This is a genomic window from Streptomyces sp. NPDC107528, assembly GCF_055639295.1.
In genome coordinates, this window is sequence record NZ_JBVKAV010000023.1 from 1 (window position 1) to 15,965 (window position 15,965).

The following is a 15,965-nucleotide window of genomic DNA, read 5'->3' on the forward strand; positions in this document are numbered from 1 at the left end:
ACGACGCAGGGAGTTGCCGAGGGTGTAACCGAAGCCCGGCTCCAGCGGCTCGATCACGAACCGGGAGCGGAACTCGTCAACGACCTCTTCGGTCAGTGATGGACGCTGAGCAATCAGCACGAGGTATTGCCTCCAGTATGTGGCGCCCGTTATGTGACGCCGTAGACACCACGAAAGGGTACGGCCGGTTCGGCCCTTCTGCTGGCCGCTCGGCGGGCCCGGCTCTTGCTGGAGTCGAGTCCGACGGTCGGTTGCACCTGCTCGTGAGAGTCAGCCGCGGGCGCATTTCGATTTCTTGTCGGGTGGGGCGGCTGGGGTCGACGACCGCCTGCACCCCCTGATCAGGCCCCTCAGCAGGCCTCCTGATCAGCCCCTCTCATCAGCCCACCTGTCCATTGTTTCAGGTCACCGGGTACGGAACCCCCTGGTCAGCGGCGTTGAGCTCCATCTCGTCCCAACGGTAATCGCTGCCGTCCGGGTCCGTGCCGGGCATTGGACGCGGACAGGGGCAGCGAAGGGGATGCCCGTAGGTCCATACTGGGGGCAATGACAAAGCCTGCTGCCCAGAAGCGTCACTTGCCCACCAGCCCCTTCAAGGCCCCGGTCGCGCCTGCTCCCAAGCACTTCGCCGTGGGCGACAAGGTCACCCACGACATGTACGGCCTCGGTCGTGTGATCGGTATCGAGGCCGGAATCGCGGCGCTCGTCGATTTCGGATCCACGCCGATACGGATCCTGAGCCCGTACGCCAAGATGACCAAGCTGTAGTACCAGTACCGCTGTGCCCGGTCACGGCACAACAGGTCCCTTCGGGGACCTGTGACGAAGGAGAGACCTCTCATAGAACTGACCTCGCTGTTCTCCGCTCCGGAAGGGCAGCCCCGCCGTTCCACCACGGCATCGCCGCCTCCGGCGACGAACCCCTTCCAGGCCCCGGACTTCGGGGATGACGAGACCTTCCTGTTCGAGGATGCTGAGGAAGTCGCCTCGGACATGCGTGCCACCCGAACCAAGGCGGCCTAGCTCCCCAGGGTGATTCACTGGTCGTCGCCCGCCTCCAGCCCCTGCACCTCCCCCGCAGCCCCCTCCGCCCTCCGCCGAGCCTCGCGGAGTCGTCGGTCGGCCGTGCGGGCATCGTTGCGGGCCTCCTGTTCGGCGGTGCGGGCCTGTTGATGCTCGGTTTTGGCGTGCTGTAGCTCGGCGGTCAGTTCGGCGACGCGTTGCTGGGTCTCGTCGAGGTGCTTCTTCGCTGCGAAGGCCTGGCGGGTCGCCGTTGCCGTCTCGTCCTCCTGGGCTCGGAGTTCTCGTGCGGCCTTGTCGGCGTCCTTGCGGGCCTGCGTGAGACGGCGGCGGCGTTCCTTGTCGGCCCTGGTGTCGCGAGGGGAGGGCCGGCGGGCGTGGGACTCGGCGGCCGGAGACGGTGGGGCGCGGCGGGCGGTCGCGGGAGCCGCCACCGTCGGGAAGTCGGTCGCCGAACTGAAGGGCTTGGTGAGTCTGCCGCTCGCCCATTCGCGGGCCGCCTCGGGGTCCGCGAGGGCGGCGTGCAGGGTGCTCTCGACCTCGTGGCGGGCGGCGTCGCTGATCGGGTGGCCCGCCTGAGCGGCGAGTTGTCCGGCCTGTCGGGACAGCTCGCCGATCAGGATCCGTTGCTGTCGGCTGAGCTCGCGCAGTTGCGCTCCGTCCAGGTCCTGGTGGGCCTGTCGGAGGCCTTCGCCGAGGCGGAGCAGCGGTTCGACCTCGCTGCGGCGTTCGCGGACCAGGAGGTTGCTGGCCCAGGCCGACAGGCTCGGGCGGCGCAGTTTGCCGATCTCGGTGGCCAGGGCGCGGTCGCCGGCCGTGCGCGCCGCGGCCGCTCGTGCGGCGCGGGTGGGGATGAACTCCTCCGGTCGCAGGCCGTACAGCTCGTCGGCGACAGTGTCCAGGTCCACGTTCTGGTCCACGTCCTGGTCCCGCTCCCGCTTCATCGGCATCCCTCTCTGCGTCCCTCGCCGCGTCACAGAGGTCAACAGGACCCGTGTCGATTTTCGCACCTTTGGTACTGATTCGCGGCGGCGGTCGACCGGTGGGCCCGGGCACGGCAGGCACCCGCACGGCAGGCACCCGCACGGCAGCCACCGGCGCGCCCGGCCCCGTCACGTCACCTCACTTCCAGGCGCGGTCCGCGAAGTCGGCGATCAGCGGGGCGACGTCCCCCAGGTGGGTCTCCAGGGCGAAGTGGCCGGTGTCGAGGAGGTGGAGTTCGGCGTCGGGGAGGTCGCGGAGGTAGGCGTGGGCGCCCAGCTCGGTGAAGAAGGGGTCGTGGGCACCCCAGGTGATGAGAGTGGGCGGGGTGTGGCGGCGCAGCCAGGCGTGCCAGGTGTCGTAGCGCTCGACGTTGGAGTGGTAGTCGAAGAGCAGGGCCTGCTGGGCGGCCTTGCGGCCGGGCTGGTCCAGGAAGTGCTGGTCCAGGGTCCAGCCGTCCGGCGCGACCAGGTCGGGGGTGGCGACGCCGGTCTCGTACTGGCCGCGGGTGGTGTCGAGGGTGAGCATGTCCTGGATGGCGTCATGGGCGCCGGGCGTGTCCGGGGTCCGACTGAGCAGGTCGCGGGCCACGCCGGAGAGGCCGTCCGCGTAGGCGTTGCCGTTCTGGATCACCAGTCCCGCTATCCACTCGGGGTGGCGCTCGGCGATGCGGAAGCCCACGGGGGCGCCGAAATCGAAGACGTACATCACGAAGCGGTTCAGGCCCAGGCGCTGGATGAAACCCTCGGTGATGTCGGCGAGCCTGTCGAACGAGTACGTGAAGTCGTCGGGGGCCCGAGTGTGGCCGGAGCCGGGGTAGTCCGGGGCGATCAGCCGGTAGTCCGCGCCGAGAGCGTCGATGAGGCCGCGGAACTGGTGGGAAGCGGACGGGAAGCCGTGCAGGAGGAGCAGTACGGGGGCGTCGGTGCGGTCGGGGAGGGATTCCCGGTAGAAGACGCGGACTCCCTCGATCTCCAGGTGGCGATAGACGGTGCGGGCGGTTGCAGCAAGCATGTCTGACCCCTGCCTAGTCGCTTCTTGCCTAATCGTTTCTTTGCCTCTGGATGCATTAGGCGCACGTCCGATATAACCCTGACTCGACTAACGCGTCAACCCGCCCATGTACCATTAGCCGCATGAGCGATCCCGTACCGCTGACCGGGGAGCCCCTGGCCCTGGACCTGGTCAACACCCGCACGGCCGTCGGCGACCTGCTGACCACGCCGAGCGGACTGCGGGCCTGGTGGGAGCTCCAGGCCGACCGCCTCCCGGAGGCCGTACCGCAGGAAGGCGCCGGCGTCACCGCCGCCGACCTGGCCGCGGTACTCGCCGTACGGGAGCACACCGCCCGCGCCCTCGACCACGTCCGCCGGGGCGACCAGCCCCCGGCCGCCGACCTGGCGGCACTCAACGACGCGCAGCGTGCCGCGCCGGCGATCCACGAGCTGGCCTGGGACGGGTCGGCGGTGGTCGCCGCGCAGCGGCGCGAGGGGGCGCCGGGACTACGGCTGGCGGCCCTCCTCGCCCAGGCCGCCGCCGAACTGCTGGCCGATCCGGCGGTCGCCAGGATCCGCAAGTGCGAGGCCGACGACTGCGTGATGGTCTTCCTGCCCACCCATCCGCGCCGCCGCTGGTGCTCGGCCGCCCGCTGCGGCAACCGGGTGCGTGTCGCCCGCCACTACCAGCGCCACAAGACCGGGTAGACCGGGTAGACCGGGCAGGCAGGGTAGGCAGGGAGGAGCACCGCACTCAGAGCTTGCGCCCCACCCCGCAGTACGCGTCGACCGCCGCCGTCGCCGGGTCCGTCGGGCCCTGGGTGTCGGGGCGCCACTCGGGGACCTGGACGATGGCCGGGTCCACCAGGTCGAGGCCGTCGAAGTAGGCGGCGATCTCGCCGATGCTGCGTACGTGGTAGGGCACGGCGCCGCTCGCGTTGTACGCCTCCGACGCGGCGATCATGCCTTCGCTGGTGGCCGTGCTGTCGCTGATCACGAGGTGGCTGCCCGAGGGCAGACCGGCCAGGAGTCGGCGCACCAGGTCGCACGCCTGATCGTGGTCGGCGACATGGCCGAGGGTGTTGAGGACCATCAGGGCGACCGGGCGGGAGAGGTCGAGCGTGGCCGCGGCGGCTTCCAGGACGGCCTCGGGGTAGTACAGGTCGGCGTCGAGGAACGCCGTCAGGCCCTGCGGGGTGCTGGTCAGCAGGGCGCTCGCGTGGGCCAGCACGACGGGGTCGTTGTCGACGTACGCGATCCTGGCGTCCGGGGCCACCCGCTGGGCGACCTGGTGGGTGTTGTCGGCGGTCGGCAGGCCGGTGCCGACGTCCAGGAACTGCCGTATGCCCGCCTCACCGGCCAGGTGGCGTACGGCACGGCCCAGGAAGTGGCGGCTGGTGACGGCCACGTCGGCCAGCCCCGGGAAGATCTCCTTGATCTCGTCCCCGACCTGCCGGTCGGCCTCGTAGTGGTCCTCGCCGCCGACGAAGTAGTTCCAGAAGCGGGCCGAGTGCGGCTTGGTGGGGTCGGCTGGCACGGGGGCCTCCTGCGGGGTGGGTAAGGGACGTCGCCGGTGATTCAAACAGCAACCAACGTAGGTCAACTCGCCCTGCATATACGGAAGTTGAGCAGATACGCCTCACACACCGTGAAGTTTTGGCCACACCCCCGCCGCCGCCCCTCACTGATCCAGATACGCCAGCACCGCCAGCACCCGCCGATTGTCGGTGTCCGCCTGCAGCAACCCCAGCTTGGTGAAGATGTTGCCGATGTGCTTCGCGACGGCCTTCTCCGAGATGAACAGGCCTTGTGCGATTCCCGCGTTGGAGCGCCCCTGGGCCACCCACTCCAGGACCTCGCGCTCGCGCTCGGAGAGACTGCCCACGGCCTCGTCGCGCTCCTTGCGGACGAGGAGCTTGGAGATCACCTCGGCGTCCATAGCGGTGCCGCCCTCGGCCACCCGGCGGATCGAGTCCAGGAACTGGGCGCCGTTGGTGACCCGGTCCTTCAGCATGTAGCCGACGCCCCGACCTCCCCCGGCCAGCAACTCACGCGCGTACAGCGGCTCCACGTACTGCGACAGCAGCAGGACCGGCAGATCCGTCATCCGCTCACGGGCCGCCAGCACCGCACGCAGGCCCTCGTCGGTGAACGTCGGCGGCAGCCGGACGTCGACCACCGCGACGTCCGGCCGCTCGCTGACGAGCGCGTCCAGCAGGTCTTCACCGTTGTCCACGGCGGCGACGACCTCGTGGCCGTGGGCGCCGAGCAGGCGGATGAGTCCGTCCCTCAGGAGGAAGTGGTCTTCGGCGAGGGCAATACGCACGGCAGCTCCATCGTCACCATGGTCGGTCCGTTCACGGGGCTGCTCACGGCCAGCACCCCGTCGAAGGTGGCGAGCCGGCGTTCGATGCCCCGCAGGCCGCTGCCGCGCGAGGCGTCGGCGCCGCCGTGCCCGTCGTCGGTGACGGTGATGCGCAGCATCCCGCGATCGTAACGGAGTTCGATCCAGGCCCGGTCGGCGCCGGAGTGCTTGGCGACGTTGGTGAGGATCTCCGAGACGGCGAAGTACGCGGCGGACTCGACCGGCATCTCGGGGCGGCCCGGCAGGTCGACCGCGACCTCGGTGCGGACCGGGCAGACCATCGCCAACGCCCTTACCGCGTCGGCGAGTCCGCGGTCGGCGAGGACCGGCGGGTGGATTCCGCGGACCAGGTCGCGCAGTTCCTCCAGCGCCTTGGAGGAGGACTCGCGGGCCTCGATGAGCAGCGCGCGGACCGCCTCGGGGTTGGTCTCCAGCAGGTGTTCGGCGGCGTTCAGGGTCATGCCCATCGCCACCAGGCGGGCCTGGGCGCCGTCGTGCAGGTCGCGTTCGATACGGCGGATCTCGGCCATCTGCGTGTCGACGGCGTCGGAGCGGGTGGCGGCGAGGTGCTGGATGCGGCCGGCCATCAGCTCGCTCTCGCTCGGGGCGAGCATCGCGCGGGTGTACAGGGCGTGCCGGCGCACCGCCCGCGGTGCCGCCCACAGGGCCAGCGGCAGTTGCGACAAGCCGAGGACTCCGGCGAGTACGGCGGTGGCCCGGCCCTCGATCGGGATGAAGTGGTACCACAGGCCGTCCCACTCGGCGGACAGCCCGACGCCGAAGAAGGCGAGGAAGACGCCCCACGCCCCGCTGAGGACCAGGGCGATCGGGAGGAAGGCGAAGAACGCGCCGGCCAGCGGGTCGGTCAGCGCCCAGACGTACTCCCGCCGGGTCTGCGGGTCGTTCATGATCCACCGGTAGCGGCCGGTCAACCCGGAGGCGCCCTCGGGTGCGGGCGGCAGCGGGCCGGGCGGGCCCGGGATCTCCACGCCGGACCAGCGCAGGGCCAGTTCGCGCCGGCGGGCGGCGAGCGTGCGCACGCCCTCCATGGCCCTCGGCACCATGCCGAGGCCGGGTCCTACCAGCCATATCGCCCCGGAGACCGCCAGGGACCGGCCGAAGGCCGCCGACGCCGTCCAGCACAGGGCCAGGGCGCGTCGCAGCCCCACCAGTCCGGCCCCGACGGAGAACCCCCTGATCTTGTCGGGGATCCCGTCCGGGACGTCGTCCGGCGGGCGGTGCACCCCGACCTGTGTCGTGGGGTCCATACGACTCGCTCCTCTCCACTGTCCGTTCGCTACGGGATCCGTAGCGCCCGTGACCTCATTCTTGCGGCGGTCGGGGTGCGAAGTCGGTGGGAAAAACTCCCCTCTTGGGCCGCCGGCCCGCCACGACCAGCCCGCCCTCCCCCGCATCCCGCAGGCTCGCGCCCACCAGCGCCAGCGTCACCGCGACCGACGCCGCCGCCATCACCGTCATCCCCGTGGCCGGAGAGGTCAGCTGGGCCGCCGCCCCGGCCAGCACCGCGCTCACCCCCTGCATCGTGAGCATTCCGGCGGAGTGCAACCCCAGGGCGTGGCCGGCGAGTTCGTCGGGCGTCACCGCCATCAGCCGCTCCTGCTGGACCAGGCTCGCTCCGAAGCCGACCGATGCGAGGGCGACCGCGGCGGCGGCGACGGGCAGCGACGGGCGCAGGAAGAACAGGAGATAGGGCGTGGCCAGCAGCAACAGCAGAGGTACGCCGAGGCGGGCGCGCAGGTTCTTCGGGAGGAACCGGCCGACCGTGATGTCACCGACGAACATCCCGAACGCGGCGCACGCGAACAGCGTGCCGGCGGCGTGCGGGGCGTAGGAGACGTACAGGGACTCGCAGCCGACGACCAGGCCGTTGGGGATCCACAGGGCGAGGTACAGGTGGCGGCGGGGGCGGGAGGACCACAGCAGGGCGTTGGTGCGCCAGGTCGCGGAGACGGAGGGGCGGCCCTCGGCGCGGGGCGCGCGACGGGTCAGGCCGAGGCGGGTGACCAGGGCCGCCGCGGCGTACAGGGCCGAGGCGACGAGCAGCGTGGCCCCCGGGGACAGCAGGGCGACCAGCGCACCGCCCGTCGCATAGCCGGTGATCTGCATCAGGCCGCTCATCATGTTGAAGACGGACCGGCCCATCAGGTAGCCGTCCTTGGCGAGGACCTCGTTCAGCAGCCCCCACCGCACCCCGCCGCCGAGCGAGGCGATCAGGCCCAGCAGCAGGATCAGGGCGAACAGCGCCCAGATCGGCGCACCCGGCGTCGCCATCGCCGCCGTGCCCAGGGCGTACGACAGCGCGATGCCCGTCAGTGCCGCGCGGGGCGCGAGCCGGTCCGCCGCCGAGAGCAGGGTCGTGGCACCCACCACCTGGGCCAGCTGCGGGCAGAACATGCTGACCGCTGCCAGCAGCGGCGATGCGGTCGCCGCGTACACCAGCGTGCCGATGGCCAGCCCGCCGACGGTGGAGGCGGCCGTGTGCAGGGCGGAGGCGAGGAAGAGTGGCGTGAACTCCGGTGTGCGGAAGAGCTGTCGGTAGCTGCGCATGCGCGGAGTCTGCGCAGCCGCGGAATCCGGTCGTTATTGTTTCGCGGAGACGCGAAAGGTGGTGATGGCCGATGGGCTGGTGGCAGATCAACGCCGACACCCTGGCCGGCAGCCGGTTCCTGATCTCGCCGCTCGCCGAGACCTTCGCCGCGCTGAAGCTGCTGCACTCGGGGACCGCCGCCCACCCCGGCGAGCGCGCCTGGCTGGACGCACACCGGCCCGCCTACCGGGCTCGCCTGGCCGCCGACCCGGTCACCGCACACCTCGTCCGCGCCGGGCTCGGCAAGGACTGGATCGCCGACTTCCTCACCCCGACCCCGCGGGACGGCGAGACCTTCGAGGAGGGCGTGGCACGGGTGCGCGCGGCCGACGCCCGCCGGGCCCGCGCCAACCTCACCGTCTCCCTCCCCGGCCCCCTGCCCGCCGTACTGGACCGGGACGACCTGCCGGAACGCGCCGCCGCGCTCATCGACTACGTCTGGACCGAGACCGTACGGCCGGACTGGGACCGGCGCCGCCGCGTCCTGGAGGCGGACGTGGTCGCCCGGACCGCGCAGGTGAGCCGGGGCGGCTGGGCGGCTGTTCTGGACTCGCTGCGCCCCGGGCGCACGCGCTGGCTCGGTGACAACAGGCTCCAGGTGAATCTGCACGAGTACCCGCCCCGCGAGATCTCCGGCGCCGCGCTCGTCTTCGTGCCGGTCACGCCGAAGGGCGGCTGGGTGTCCTGGGAGGCGCCCGAGCGGTACGCCGTGGTCTACCCCTGTGCGGGCGCGCTCACCGACCCCGGCGCCCGGAGCGTCCCCGCGAGCCTCGGCGCGCTGCTCGGGCCCGCCCGCGCCGCGGTCCTGGTCCTCCTCGACTCCCCGCTCAGCACCACTCAGCTGGTCGCGGTGACCGGGCAGGGGCTGGGCTCGGTCGGACGGCATGTGCGGGTACTGCTGGACGCCGGGCTGGTGGAGCGGCGGCGGGCGGGGCGGTCGGTGCTGTACGAGCGGACGGCGGCGGGGGACGTGCTCGTCGAGGCCCGGCACCGGCCCGACACGTACCGGAGTTAGCATCCGTTTCATGACGACCACTGACAGCAGCTCCCCCCTCGACGTCGACATCGACACCCTCCAGGGCGGCACCGCCGATCTCGCCCAGTACGCGGGCAAGGCCGTGCTCATCGTGAACGTGGCCTCCAAGTGCGGCCTGACCCCGCAGTACTCCGGCCTGGAGAAGCTCCAGGAGCAGTACGCGGAGCGCGGCTTCACCGTGCTCGGCGTGCCCTGCAACCAGTTCCTCGGGCAGGAGCCCGGCAGCGCCGAGGAGATCGCCGAGTTCTGCTCGGCGACGTACGGCGTCACCTTCCCGATGACCGAGAAGGTCGAGGTGAACGGGGAGGGCCGGCACCCGCTGTACGAGCGTCTCGTCGGCTTCGCGGACGCCGAGGGGCACACCGGGGACATCCGCTGGAACTTCGAGAAGTTCCTGATCGGCCGCGACGGCGAGGTCGTCGCCCGCTTCTCGCCGCAGACCGAGCCGGAGGCGGCGGAGGTCGTGGCCGCGGTGGAGTCCGCGATCAAGTAACACGGGTTGACCTTGCCCCTGGGGCAGAGCAGAGCGTCCTTGTCGCCGGGCGGAACGAGCCGCCCGGTGACGGAGGATGAGGCCGTGGACGACGAACTGCTCACCATCGGCGCGTTCGCCGCGCGGGCCAGGCTGTCGGCCAAGGCCCTGCGGCTGTACGACCGCCTCGCACTGCTGGCCCCGGCGCACGTCGACGAGCTCAGCGGCTACCGCTACTACCGCGCCGACCAGGTCGAGCGTGCCCGTCTGGTGGCGCTGCTGCGCCAGCTGGACATGCCGCTCGCCCGGATCGCGGAGATCGTCGAGGCCCCGGACGGGGCCGCGGCGGCCGCCCGGCTCGACGCGTACTGGGCGGATGTCGAGGCGCGGGTGGCGGGGCAGCGGACGCTGGCCGAGTACCTCCGTGGACGACTGTCGGGGAGGAGCTCCGAGATGTACGGGAAGTTCGAGGTCGAGACGGTTGAGGTGCCCGAGCAGGTGCTGATCACCGAGATGCGGCATGTGCTGGCGGGCGAGTTGCCGGCGTGGATCGGGGCGTCGCTGGGCCGGCTGGAGTCGGCGGCCCACGAGTGCGGCGGCATCACGGCGCCACCGTTCGTCGTCTACCACTCCGACGTGTCGGAGGAAAGCGACGGGCCGGCCGAGTCGTGCGTGCCGGTGGCCGACGAGGCGGCGGCCCGCGCGTGGCTCGAGAAGCAGGGCCGGACGCGGGAGACGAAGGTACGGGTGGAGCCGGCCCACCGGCTCGCCTACGCCCGGATCACCAAGGCGCAGGTGGCCCATCCGCAGATCCTGGCCGCCTTCGAGGCGGTGGAGGAGTGGATCGCGAAGGAGGGGCTGTGGCAGGCGGGCCCGTGCCGTGAGGTGTACTTCGTGGAGGACTGGGACGGTGCCGGGGCACAGGACCCGGTGTGCGATGTGGCGTTCCCGGTGAGGTGATCCGGCCGGCCCTCGGGTGAGGGCACGGCCGAGCCCTCTCGGCAAGGACGGCGGGCTGGTCGAGAGGGCTCTTCCTGTGGTGCTTGTGCAGTTGTCGATCGTGCGGTCGGTTGAGGGGTGAGGATCAGGTAGACCCGCCCCTTACGCCTTGACCGACGCCACGAAGGTGTTCCACGCGTTCGCGGGGAACGCCAGGACCGGGCCCTCGGGAACCTTGGAGTCCCGTACCGCCATGGCCGCAGCGAGCGGTGACTTGACCTCGACGCACGCGCCGTTCCCTGTGGAGTACGAGGACTTGGTCCACGTGTCCGTGGCACCCTGACGAATTGCCATGTTTGCTCCGAATTGCCAGATGTTGAGTTGCTGTCACCGCACTGCGCGTCCAAAAGGACCCGCAGCGCGATTCGCGCCAACGTTGTTACTCGGTGGCGTGATCGACGCTACTCGCCAACATCGGCCGACGAAGCGACTATTCACTCGGCTGGGTGGCATATTCCAGTGGAGTCTTCCGCCCCGGCCTGGGGACGGTGTACCGTACGGCGCTTCTCAACGCGCGTACTCCTTGGCGATGTCCGCGATGAACTGCCGTGACTGCTCCACGTTCAGGGCCTGCGCCCTCAGGTGCTCGTACATCACGCTGTACTTCTGGACGTCGTTCGCCTTCTCCAGGTACAGGTCGCTGGTGACGCCCTCGATGTAGACGACGCTGGAATCGGCCGCGTCCGGGAACTCGAGGATCGCGTACTGCCCGTTGAGGCCCGGGTGGGCGCCCATGTCGAAAGGGATCACCTGCACGGTGACGTGCGGCAGCTGGGACTGCTCGACGAGCTGTTCCAACTGGTCGCGCATGAGGGAGCGGTTGCCGACGACGCGGCGCAGGGCGGCCTCGTCCAGGACGGTCCACAGCCGGAGCGGGTTCTCCTCGGTGGAGATTCGTTCCTGTCGGCGCATCCGCACCTGGACCCGCTTCTCGATCTCGGTCTGGGCCGTCTCCGGCAACGCCCCGGCGATCAGGGCCTCCGCGTACTGGTTCGTCTGCAACAGCCCCGGCACGACCTGCGGGTCGTACACCCGCAGACTCGCGGCGTCCGTCTCCAGCCCGATGTAGACGCTGTAGGGGATGTCCCCGAACGAGTGCCACCATCCTTGCTGTCGCGAATCCTTGGCCATCTGCATCAGGGAGTCGACGATCCGGTGGTCCTCCACCTCATAGACCCCGCACAGATCGCGGACGTCTCGCTGGCTGATGCTGCGCCGGCCGTTCTCCAGCCGGCTGATCTTCGACTGCGACACCAGCAGCCGTTCGGCCACTTCTTCGGCCGTCATGCCCTTGAGCTCCCGGAGCCTGCGCAGCTCCTGGCCCAGCCGGCGTCGCCTGACGGTGGGATTGACATTGGACGCCACGGGACGTGCACCTCCGGCTGCGTGCCTGTGATTGCCACTTTGCGTATCTGCTGTTGAGCAGACTGCCACCAAGGTGCTTACTACCGCTGGGAAACGGTGGATATGCGCTGCATACACGCCAGTTCGCCAGGATCCCCGCACATGCGGCCGCGCGGGGCGGCGGGACCGATGCCGTCGTCCGGGCATACGGTCCCGTCACCCCGCGCGGACCAGCGGCTCCCGAACCGGTCTCGGTGACTGCGGTGCGGCGCTGCACGTGGCGTGCGAGTGCGTGCGAGTTCGATCGTGTGAAGCGTGGTCGTACGTGGCGGTGCGTGATGGTGCGTGCTGGTGCGTGGTCGAGCAAGCCGGGCGTACGGCCCGGGTGATTCGGTGGTGCGGTCGTGGAACCGCGGTTCAGTGGGCCACGACACGCGCCATGGATCCGCGGCGCGGCTGCACCGGAACGCCGCGGGCGGGTTCCGCTGCGGCCCTGCCTCCGGGGGCGGCCTGACGGCCGGCCGGGGCCGGGCTGCGACGTGGCTGTGCCGCCGCACCGTTCTGGACGTCCATCACGGCGTGCGCGACGAGACCGCCCATGGGGTCGTGCCTGATCAGGTCCCTGAGCCGGGATCGGGACGAGCGTCCCTCGTTCCCCGGGTACAGGTGCTTGCCGAGGCCGACCGCGTGGGCCAGTGCGGCGAGCGCCGCGGTCCGTGGGTCCGGCGGTACGCCGGTACGGATCGCGGAATCCAGCCGGGCCCTGATCTCCCGGCTGATGGCGTTGTCCGTCGCCTGATAGCGAGTCGTCGGCAACACCCCGCACATCTGACCGGCCACGGCATGCACCATGCCGCACCGCTCCAGATGCGAGAGGTAGGTCTGGCGCAGCCCAAGACGCGGCCCGCCAATCCAGTGGACGGCACGCACGGGAGCGCCACGCCTTCGCAGCAACTCCAACGCACAGTCCAGTGTTGGATCTCCAGTCGGCCGTGGGGCTACCACGGCGATACGATCCCCGTCTGGGGCTATCCGTCCGGCCAGCGCCAGCTCCACTAGCTGTGCTCCGGCCAGACCGAGGTCGAGCGACTGCGGCTGTGCGGTGGTACCCGTGGCCGGGTCCAACGCCAGCAGCAGAAGCTCCTCCGGAAGTGTTCTGCGGCTCCTGCCCATCCATGCCTCCCCGCGTGGATGAAAGACAGGGTGACCCCTCTCACATTCATCTGTCGAGGGTGCGTGACCGGTTCGTAAGGGAACCGGTAGGTATGTCGTTCTCGTCTACCGGATGAGTTGAGTGCCGCGCACAGGACACTGGTACATGGTTCGGACAGCGGCACGGGGGGTCGTACGGGCACGGTGTCCGAGTGACGGCTCACTGTTCGGACGCCGCACGGAGGCCGTGCGGCGGCACATGGAGGAGGCATCGGTGGCGGGCGAGTCCCCCGGCAGGTCGAAGCAGCGCGAGTCGTCGGCAGAACCGACGTCGGGGAGCGCGGTCCCGGTTCCCGAACCCGAGGGTTCCACCCGGCAGGACGCCGGCGAACGAAGCGACCCCCGCCTCGCAGTGGCCCGCGAAGCCACAGCGCCGCGCGGCGGCGTCGATACGGCAACGAGGGTCCTGTCCCGCCAGGAACTGGACGCGGTGAGGACACGGCTGGAGGAGGCGGGGGGCACCGCCGAGGACGCCGAGGGCGAGGGCGCGGACACTTCGGCCGACGACGCCGAGACCGCAGACGCCACGGCCGACAGCACCGAGGGCGCGGACACTTCGGCCGACGACGCCGAGACCGCAGACGCTACGGCGGACAGCGCCGAGGGCGGGGACGCTACGGCCGACGACGCCGAGGGCACGGACGCCACGGCCGACGACGCCGAGGGCGCAGACACCACGGCCGACAACACCGAGGGCACCGACACTTCGGCCGACGACGCCAAGAGCGCAGACGCCACGGCCGACGACGCCGAGGGCACGGACGCCACGGCCGACAGCTCCGAGGGCACCGACACTTCGGCCGACGACGCCAAGAGCGCGGACACCGCGGCCGACAGCACCGACGGCGGGGACGCCACGGCCGACGACCCCCGCGAGGCGGGATCGGCTGGGGACGCCGAGACGGAGACCGAGTCCTCGACCGCCGAGGGCACCGTAAGTGACGGCGTCGAGGGCGCCGATGTCGAGAACGCGAAAGCGGAGGCTGACGACGCGGGGAGCGCGGAGGACAGCTCCGAGGGCGCCGACGCGGCAGACGCTGAGGGCAAGGCCGAGGACGAGGACGCCGTCGACGCGTCCGATTCCGGCGCGCCCGCCGAGGGTGACGACCGGCTGAGGGCGGCTGTGGCGGCTTGGGTGGCCTCCTCGGACGGCGACGAGGCCGAGGGTGAGGCCGAGGAGGCTTCGAAGGGCGAGACCGCGGCAGACGCCGACTCGGACGACTCCCCCGAGCCGGCCGAAGGCGATACGCCTGACGCCACCGACGACGCACCCGCGGCCGCCGACGGCGAGGACGCCCTCCAGGGGCCAAGCGCAGTCGACGACGAGAGCCGCACGGGTGGTGCGGGTGGGAACACCAAGGGCGAAGGCAAAGCCAAGCCCGTCGATCAGCCCACCGCCGTCTTCAAGACCGTACGACCGGCCAAGCAGCCCCCGGTGGACCAGCCCACCACCACGCTGAAGGCCCCCGCACCGGAGACCCCCTCCGAGCGCACCAGCAAGTTCGTCGCACTCAAGCCCGACATCAAGCCGGACACCCCCAAGCCCCCGGCCCCGGCCCCGGCCAGGACCCCGGAAACGCCGAAGGCCCCCGCCCCGGACGCCACCGCCGTAGTCCCCCAGATCGGCCCCGAGCGCACCACCCAGCAACCCCTGCCCCCCAGGCCCCCGCTCGACCTGCTCGCCGAGCTGACGAACACGCCGCCGCCCCCGGACACTCCGGTCCGCACGGCCATCCGGCGGGTCAAGATCTGGACGCCGCTGGTCCTGCTGCTCGCGATCGTCTTCGCGGTCGTGCAGAACGTGCGCCCGCTCCCGGCGCCCACTCTCGACCTCACCGCGAAGGACAGCTACACCTTCGAAGGCGGCAAGGTCGACATCCCCTGGCCCGCCGAGGGCCAGGCCGCGCTGGACGTCGACGGCATCGGCAGCTTCGGCTCCTCCGGTGAGCAGAAGCCCGTCCCGATCGCCAGCGTCGCCAAGGTCATGACGGCGTATCTCATCCTGCGCGACCACCCGCTCGAAAGCGGTGACGAGGGCCCGAAGATCAAGATCGACCAGGCCGCCGAGGACCAGTCCGACGCGGGCCAGGAGTCGACCGTCAAGGTGACCGCCGGCGACCAGATCACCCAGCGCGAGGCCCTGGAGAGCATCCTGATCGCATCCGCGAACAACGTGGCCCGCCTGCTGGCCCGTTGGGACGCCGGTTCGGAGAAGGCCTTCGTCGAGAAGATGAACGCCGCCGCCGAGGGCCTCGGCATGTCGAACACGACGTACACCGACCCGTCCGGGCTCAACAACACCACCGTGAGCACGGCCGTGGACCAGGTGAAGCTGGCCAAGGCGGCGATGAAGTACCCCGCCTTCCGCGAGGTCGCCGCGATGATGTCGTACGACGACTACAAGGGCGTGAACCACGGCAACTGGAACCAGTTGGTCGGCAAGAACAACGTCGTCGGCATCAAGACCGGCACCACCACCTCCGCCCTCGGCAACCTCGTGTTCGCCGCGAAGAAGGAGATCGGCGGCGAGACCCGGACCGTCATCGGCGCCGTGGTGCGCCAGCCGGACGCGGGCAGCGGCATCCTCGCCGCCGCCCTCGACTCGGGCGACCAGCTCATCCGCGCCGCGCAGGAGACGCTGGAGTCGGCGACGATCCTGAAGAAGGGCGATGTCGTCGGGTACGTCGACGACGGCCTCGGCGGCCGCACCCCGGTCGTCGCCACCAAGGACGTCAAGGCGGTCGGCTGGTCCGGCCTGAAGGTGAAGCTGACCTTCGCGCCCGACGAGGTTCCGCACACCGCGACGGCCGGCACCAAGGTGGGCACGCTCACCGTGGGTGACGGCAGCAGCGGCGCGGTCAAGATCCCGGTCGCCCTCCAGTCGGACCTCACCGAACCGGGCTTCACGGACAAGCTGACCCGCATCACCTGAC

The 15,965-nt window shown here is 70.9% G+C and carries 15 protein-coding genes and 1 pseudogene; 6 read left to right on the plus strand and 10 right to left on the minus strand.

Annotation, left to right across the window (positions count from 1 at the left end):
- A pseudogene (locus ACZ7L5_RS43660) lies at window positions 1-120 on the minus strand (DNA-directed RNA polymerase subunit alpha); the annotation flags it as partial.
- Between the two features lie 426 nt (window positions 121-546).
- Between ACZ7L5_RS43660 and ACZ7L5_RS43665 the strand changes: the two are divergent.
- Window positions 547-768 carry a hypothetical protein gene (locus ACZ7L5_RS43665; RefSeq protein WP_471524522.1) on the plus strand — a complete coding sequence of 74 codons (222 nt, stop codon included), beginning with the start codon at window positions 547-549 and terminating at the stop codon, window positions 766-768.
- 269 nt (window positions 769-1,037) lie between these two features.
- Here ACZ7L5_RS43665 and ACZ7L5_RS43670 read toward each other — a convergent pair whose 3' ends face one another.
- On the minus strand, window positions 1,038-1,970 hold the full coding sequence (locus ACZ7L5_RS43670; RefSeq protein WP_471524524.1) for a hypothetical protein: 933 nt from the start codon (window positions 1,968-1,970) through the stop codon (window positions 1,038-1,040).
- A 172-nt stretch (window positions 1,971-2,142) separates the two neighbouring features.
- Entirely contained in the window at window positions 2,143-3,015 is an 873-nt protein-coding gene (locus ACZ7L5_RS43675; RefSeq protein ID WP_471524526.1) for an alpha/beta fold hydrolase, read from the minus strand.
- A 122-nt stretch (window positions 3,016-3,137) separates the two neighbouring features.
- Here ACZ7L5_RS43675 and ACZ7L5_RS43680 point away from each other — a divergent pair, with 122 nt between their 5' ends.
- Window positions 3,138-3,704, plus strand: coding sequence for a CGNR zinc finger domain-containing protein (locus tag ACZ7L5_RS43680; protein ID WP_471524528.1), 567 nt, complete (start codon window positions 3,138-3,140; stop codon window positions 3,702-3,704).
- A 46-nt stretch (window positions 3,705-3,750) separates the two neighbouring features.
- Here the strand turns inward: ACZ7L5_RS43680 and ACZ7L5_RS43685 are convergent, their stop codons facing one another.
- From ACZ7L5_RS43685 to ACZ7L5_RS43700, 4 genes are all read right to left on the minus strand, one after another.
- A complete protein-coding gene (locus tag ACZ7L5_RS43685) occupies window positions 3,751-4,533 on the minus strand; it encodes an SAM-dependent methyltransferase (RefSeq protein WP_471524530.1) in 783 nt (260 codons plus the stop codon).
- 144 nt (window positions 4,534-4,677) lie between these two features.
- Window positions 4,678-5,322 (minus strand): LuxR C-terminal-related transcriptional regulator, encoded by a 645-nt coding sequence (locus tag ACZ7L5_RS43690; protein ID WP_471524532.1) that lies wholly within the window; start codon window positions 5,320-5,322, stop codon window positions 4,678-4,680.
- On the minus strand, window positions 5,286-6,629 hold the full coding sequence (locus ACZ7L5_RS43695; RefSeq protein ID WP_471524534.1) for a sensor histidine kinase: 1,344 nt from the start codon (window positions 6,627-6,629) through the stop codon (window positions 5,286-5,288). Before ACZ7L5_RS43695 ends, ACZ7L5_RS43690 begins: the two co-directional genes overlap by 37 nt.
- Before the next feature lie 55 nt (window positions 6,630-6,684).
- Window positions 6,685-7,929: an MFS transporter gene (locus tag ACZ7L5_RS43700; RefSeq protein WP_471524536.1), complete on the minus strand. Its 1,245-nt coding sequence runs from the start codon at window positions 7,927-7,929 to the stop codon at window positions 6,685-6,687.
- A gap of 71 nt (window positions 7,930-8,000) precedes the next feature.
- Between ACZ7L5_RS43700 and ACZ7L5_RS43705 the strand changes: the two genes are divergently transcribed.
- From ACZ7L5_RS43705 to ACZ7L5_RS43715, 3 genes are all read left to right on the plus strand, one after another.
- A complete protein-coding gene (locus ACZ7L5_RS43705) occupies window positions 8,001-8,984 on the plus strand; it encodes an ArsR/SmtB family transcription factor (protein ID WP_471524538.1) in 984 nt (327 codons plus the stop codon).
- Between the two features lie 10 nt (window positions 8,985-8,994).
- Complete coding sequence (locus ACZ7L5_RS43710; protein ID WP_328881034.1) at window positions 8,995-9,498, plus strand: glutathione peroxidase; 504 nt, start codon at window positions 8,995-8,997, stop codon at window positions 9,496-9,498.
- A 66-nt stretch (window positions 9,499-9,564) separates the two neighbouring features.
- Window positions 9,565-10,437 carry a MerR family transcriptional regulator gene (locus ACZ7L5_RS43715; RefSeq protein ID WP_471524540.1) on the plus strand — a complete coding sequence of 291 codons (873 nt, stop codon included), beginning with the start codon at window positions 9,565-9,567 and terminating at the stop codon, window positions 10,435-10,437.
- 141 nt (window positions 10,438-10,578) lie between these two features.
- Here ACZ7L5_RS43715 and ACZ7L5_RS43720 read toward each other — a convergent pair whose 3' ends face one another.
- From ACZ7L5_RS43720 to ACZ7L5_RS43730, 3 genes are all read right to left on the minus strand, one after another.
- The gene (locus tag ACZ7L5_RS43720; protein WP_471524542.1) at window positions 10,579-10,770 is read right to left on the minus strand and encodes a DUF397 domain-containing protein; all 192 of its coding nucleotides are present in this window, start codon (window positions 10,768-10,770) and stop codon (window positions 10,579-10,581) included.
- A 213-nt stretch (window positions 10,771-10,983) separates the two neighbouring features.
- Window positions 10,984-11,841, minus strand: coding sequence for a helix-turn-helix domain-containing protein (locus ACZ7L5_RS43725; RefSeq protein ID WP_328881032.1), 858 nt, complete (start codon window positions 11,839-11,841; stop codon window positions 10,984-10,986).
- 396 nt (window positions 11,842-12,237) lie between these two features.
- On the minus strand, window positions 12,238-12,993 hold the full coding sequence (locus ACZ7L5_RS43730) for a GOLPH3/VPS74 family protein (RefSeq protein ID WP_363041968.1): 756 nt from the start codon (window positions 12,991-12,993) through the stop codon (window positions 12,238-12,240).
- 253 nt (window positions 12,994-13,246) lie between these two features.
- Here ACZ7L5_RS43730 and ACZ7L5_RS43735 point away from each other — a divergent pair, with 253 nt between their 5' ends.
- Window positions 13,247-15,964: a D-alanyl-D-alanine carboxypeptidase gene (locus tag ACZ7L5_RS43735; protein ID WP_471524544.1), complete on the plus strand. Its 2,718-nt coding sequence runs from the start codon at window positions 13,247-13,249 to the stop codon at window positions 15,962-15,964.
- Window position 15,965: the final 1 nt, after the last annotated feature.

Excerpts from the sequence above, each read along its gene's own strand:
- ACZ7L5_RS43705 (WP_471524538.1), top strand. The coding sequence starts at position 8,001 with ATGGGCTGGTGGCAGATCAACGCCGACACCCTGGCCGGCAGCCGGTTC.
- ACZ7L5_RS43700 (WP_471524536.1), bottom strand. The coding sequence starts at position 7,929 with ATGCGCAGCTACCGACAGCTCTTCCGCACACCGGAGTTCACGCCACTC.
- ACZ7L5_RS43710 (WP_328881034.1), top strand. The coding sequence starts at position 8,995 with ATGACGACCACTGACAGCAGCTCCCCCCTCGACGTCGACATCGACACC.
- ACZ7L5_RS43665 (WP_471524522.1), top strand. The coding sequence starts at position 547 with ATGACAAAGCCTGCTGCCCAGAAGCGTCACTTGCCCACCAGCCCCTTC.
- ACZ7L5_RS43720 (WP_471524542.1), bottom strand. The coding sequence starts at position 10,770 with ATGGCAATTCGTCAGGGTGCCACGGACACGTGGACCAAGTCCTCGTAC.
- ACZ7L5_RS43730 (WP_363041968.1), bottom strand. The coding sequence starts at position 12,993 with ATGGGCAGGAGCCGCAGAACACTTCCGGAGGAGCTTCTGCTGCTGGCG.
- ACZ7L5_RS43670 (WP_471524524.1), bottom strand. The coding sequence starts at position 1,970 with ATGCCGATGAAGCGGGAGCGGGACCAGGACGTGGACCAGAACGTGGAC.
- ACZ7L5_RS43695 (WP_471524534.1), bottom strand. The coding sequence starts at position 6,629 with ATGGACCCCACGACACAGGTCGGGGTGCACCGCCCGCCGGACGACGTC.
- ACZ7L5_RS43675 (WP_471524526.1), bottom strand. The coding sequence starts at position 3,015 with ATGCTTGCTGCAACCGCCCGCACCGTCTATCGCCACCTGGAGATCGAG.
- ACZ7L5_RS43680 (WP_471524528.1), top strand. The coding sequence starts at position 3,138 with ATGAGCGATCCCGTACCGCTGACCGGGGAGCCCCTGGCCCTGGACCTG.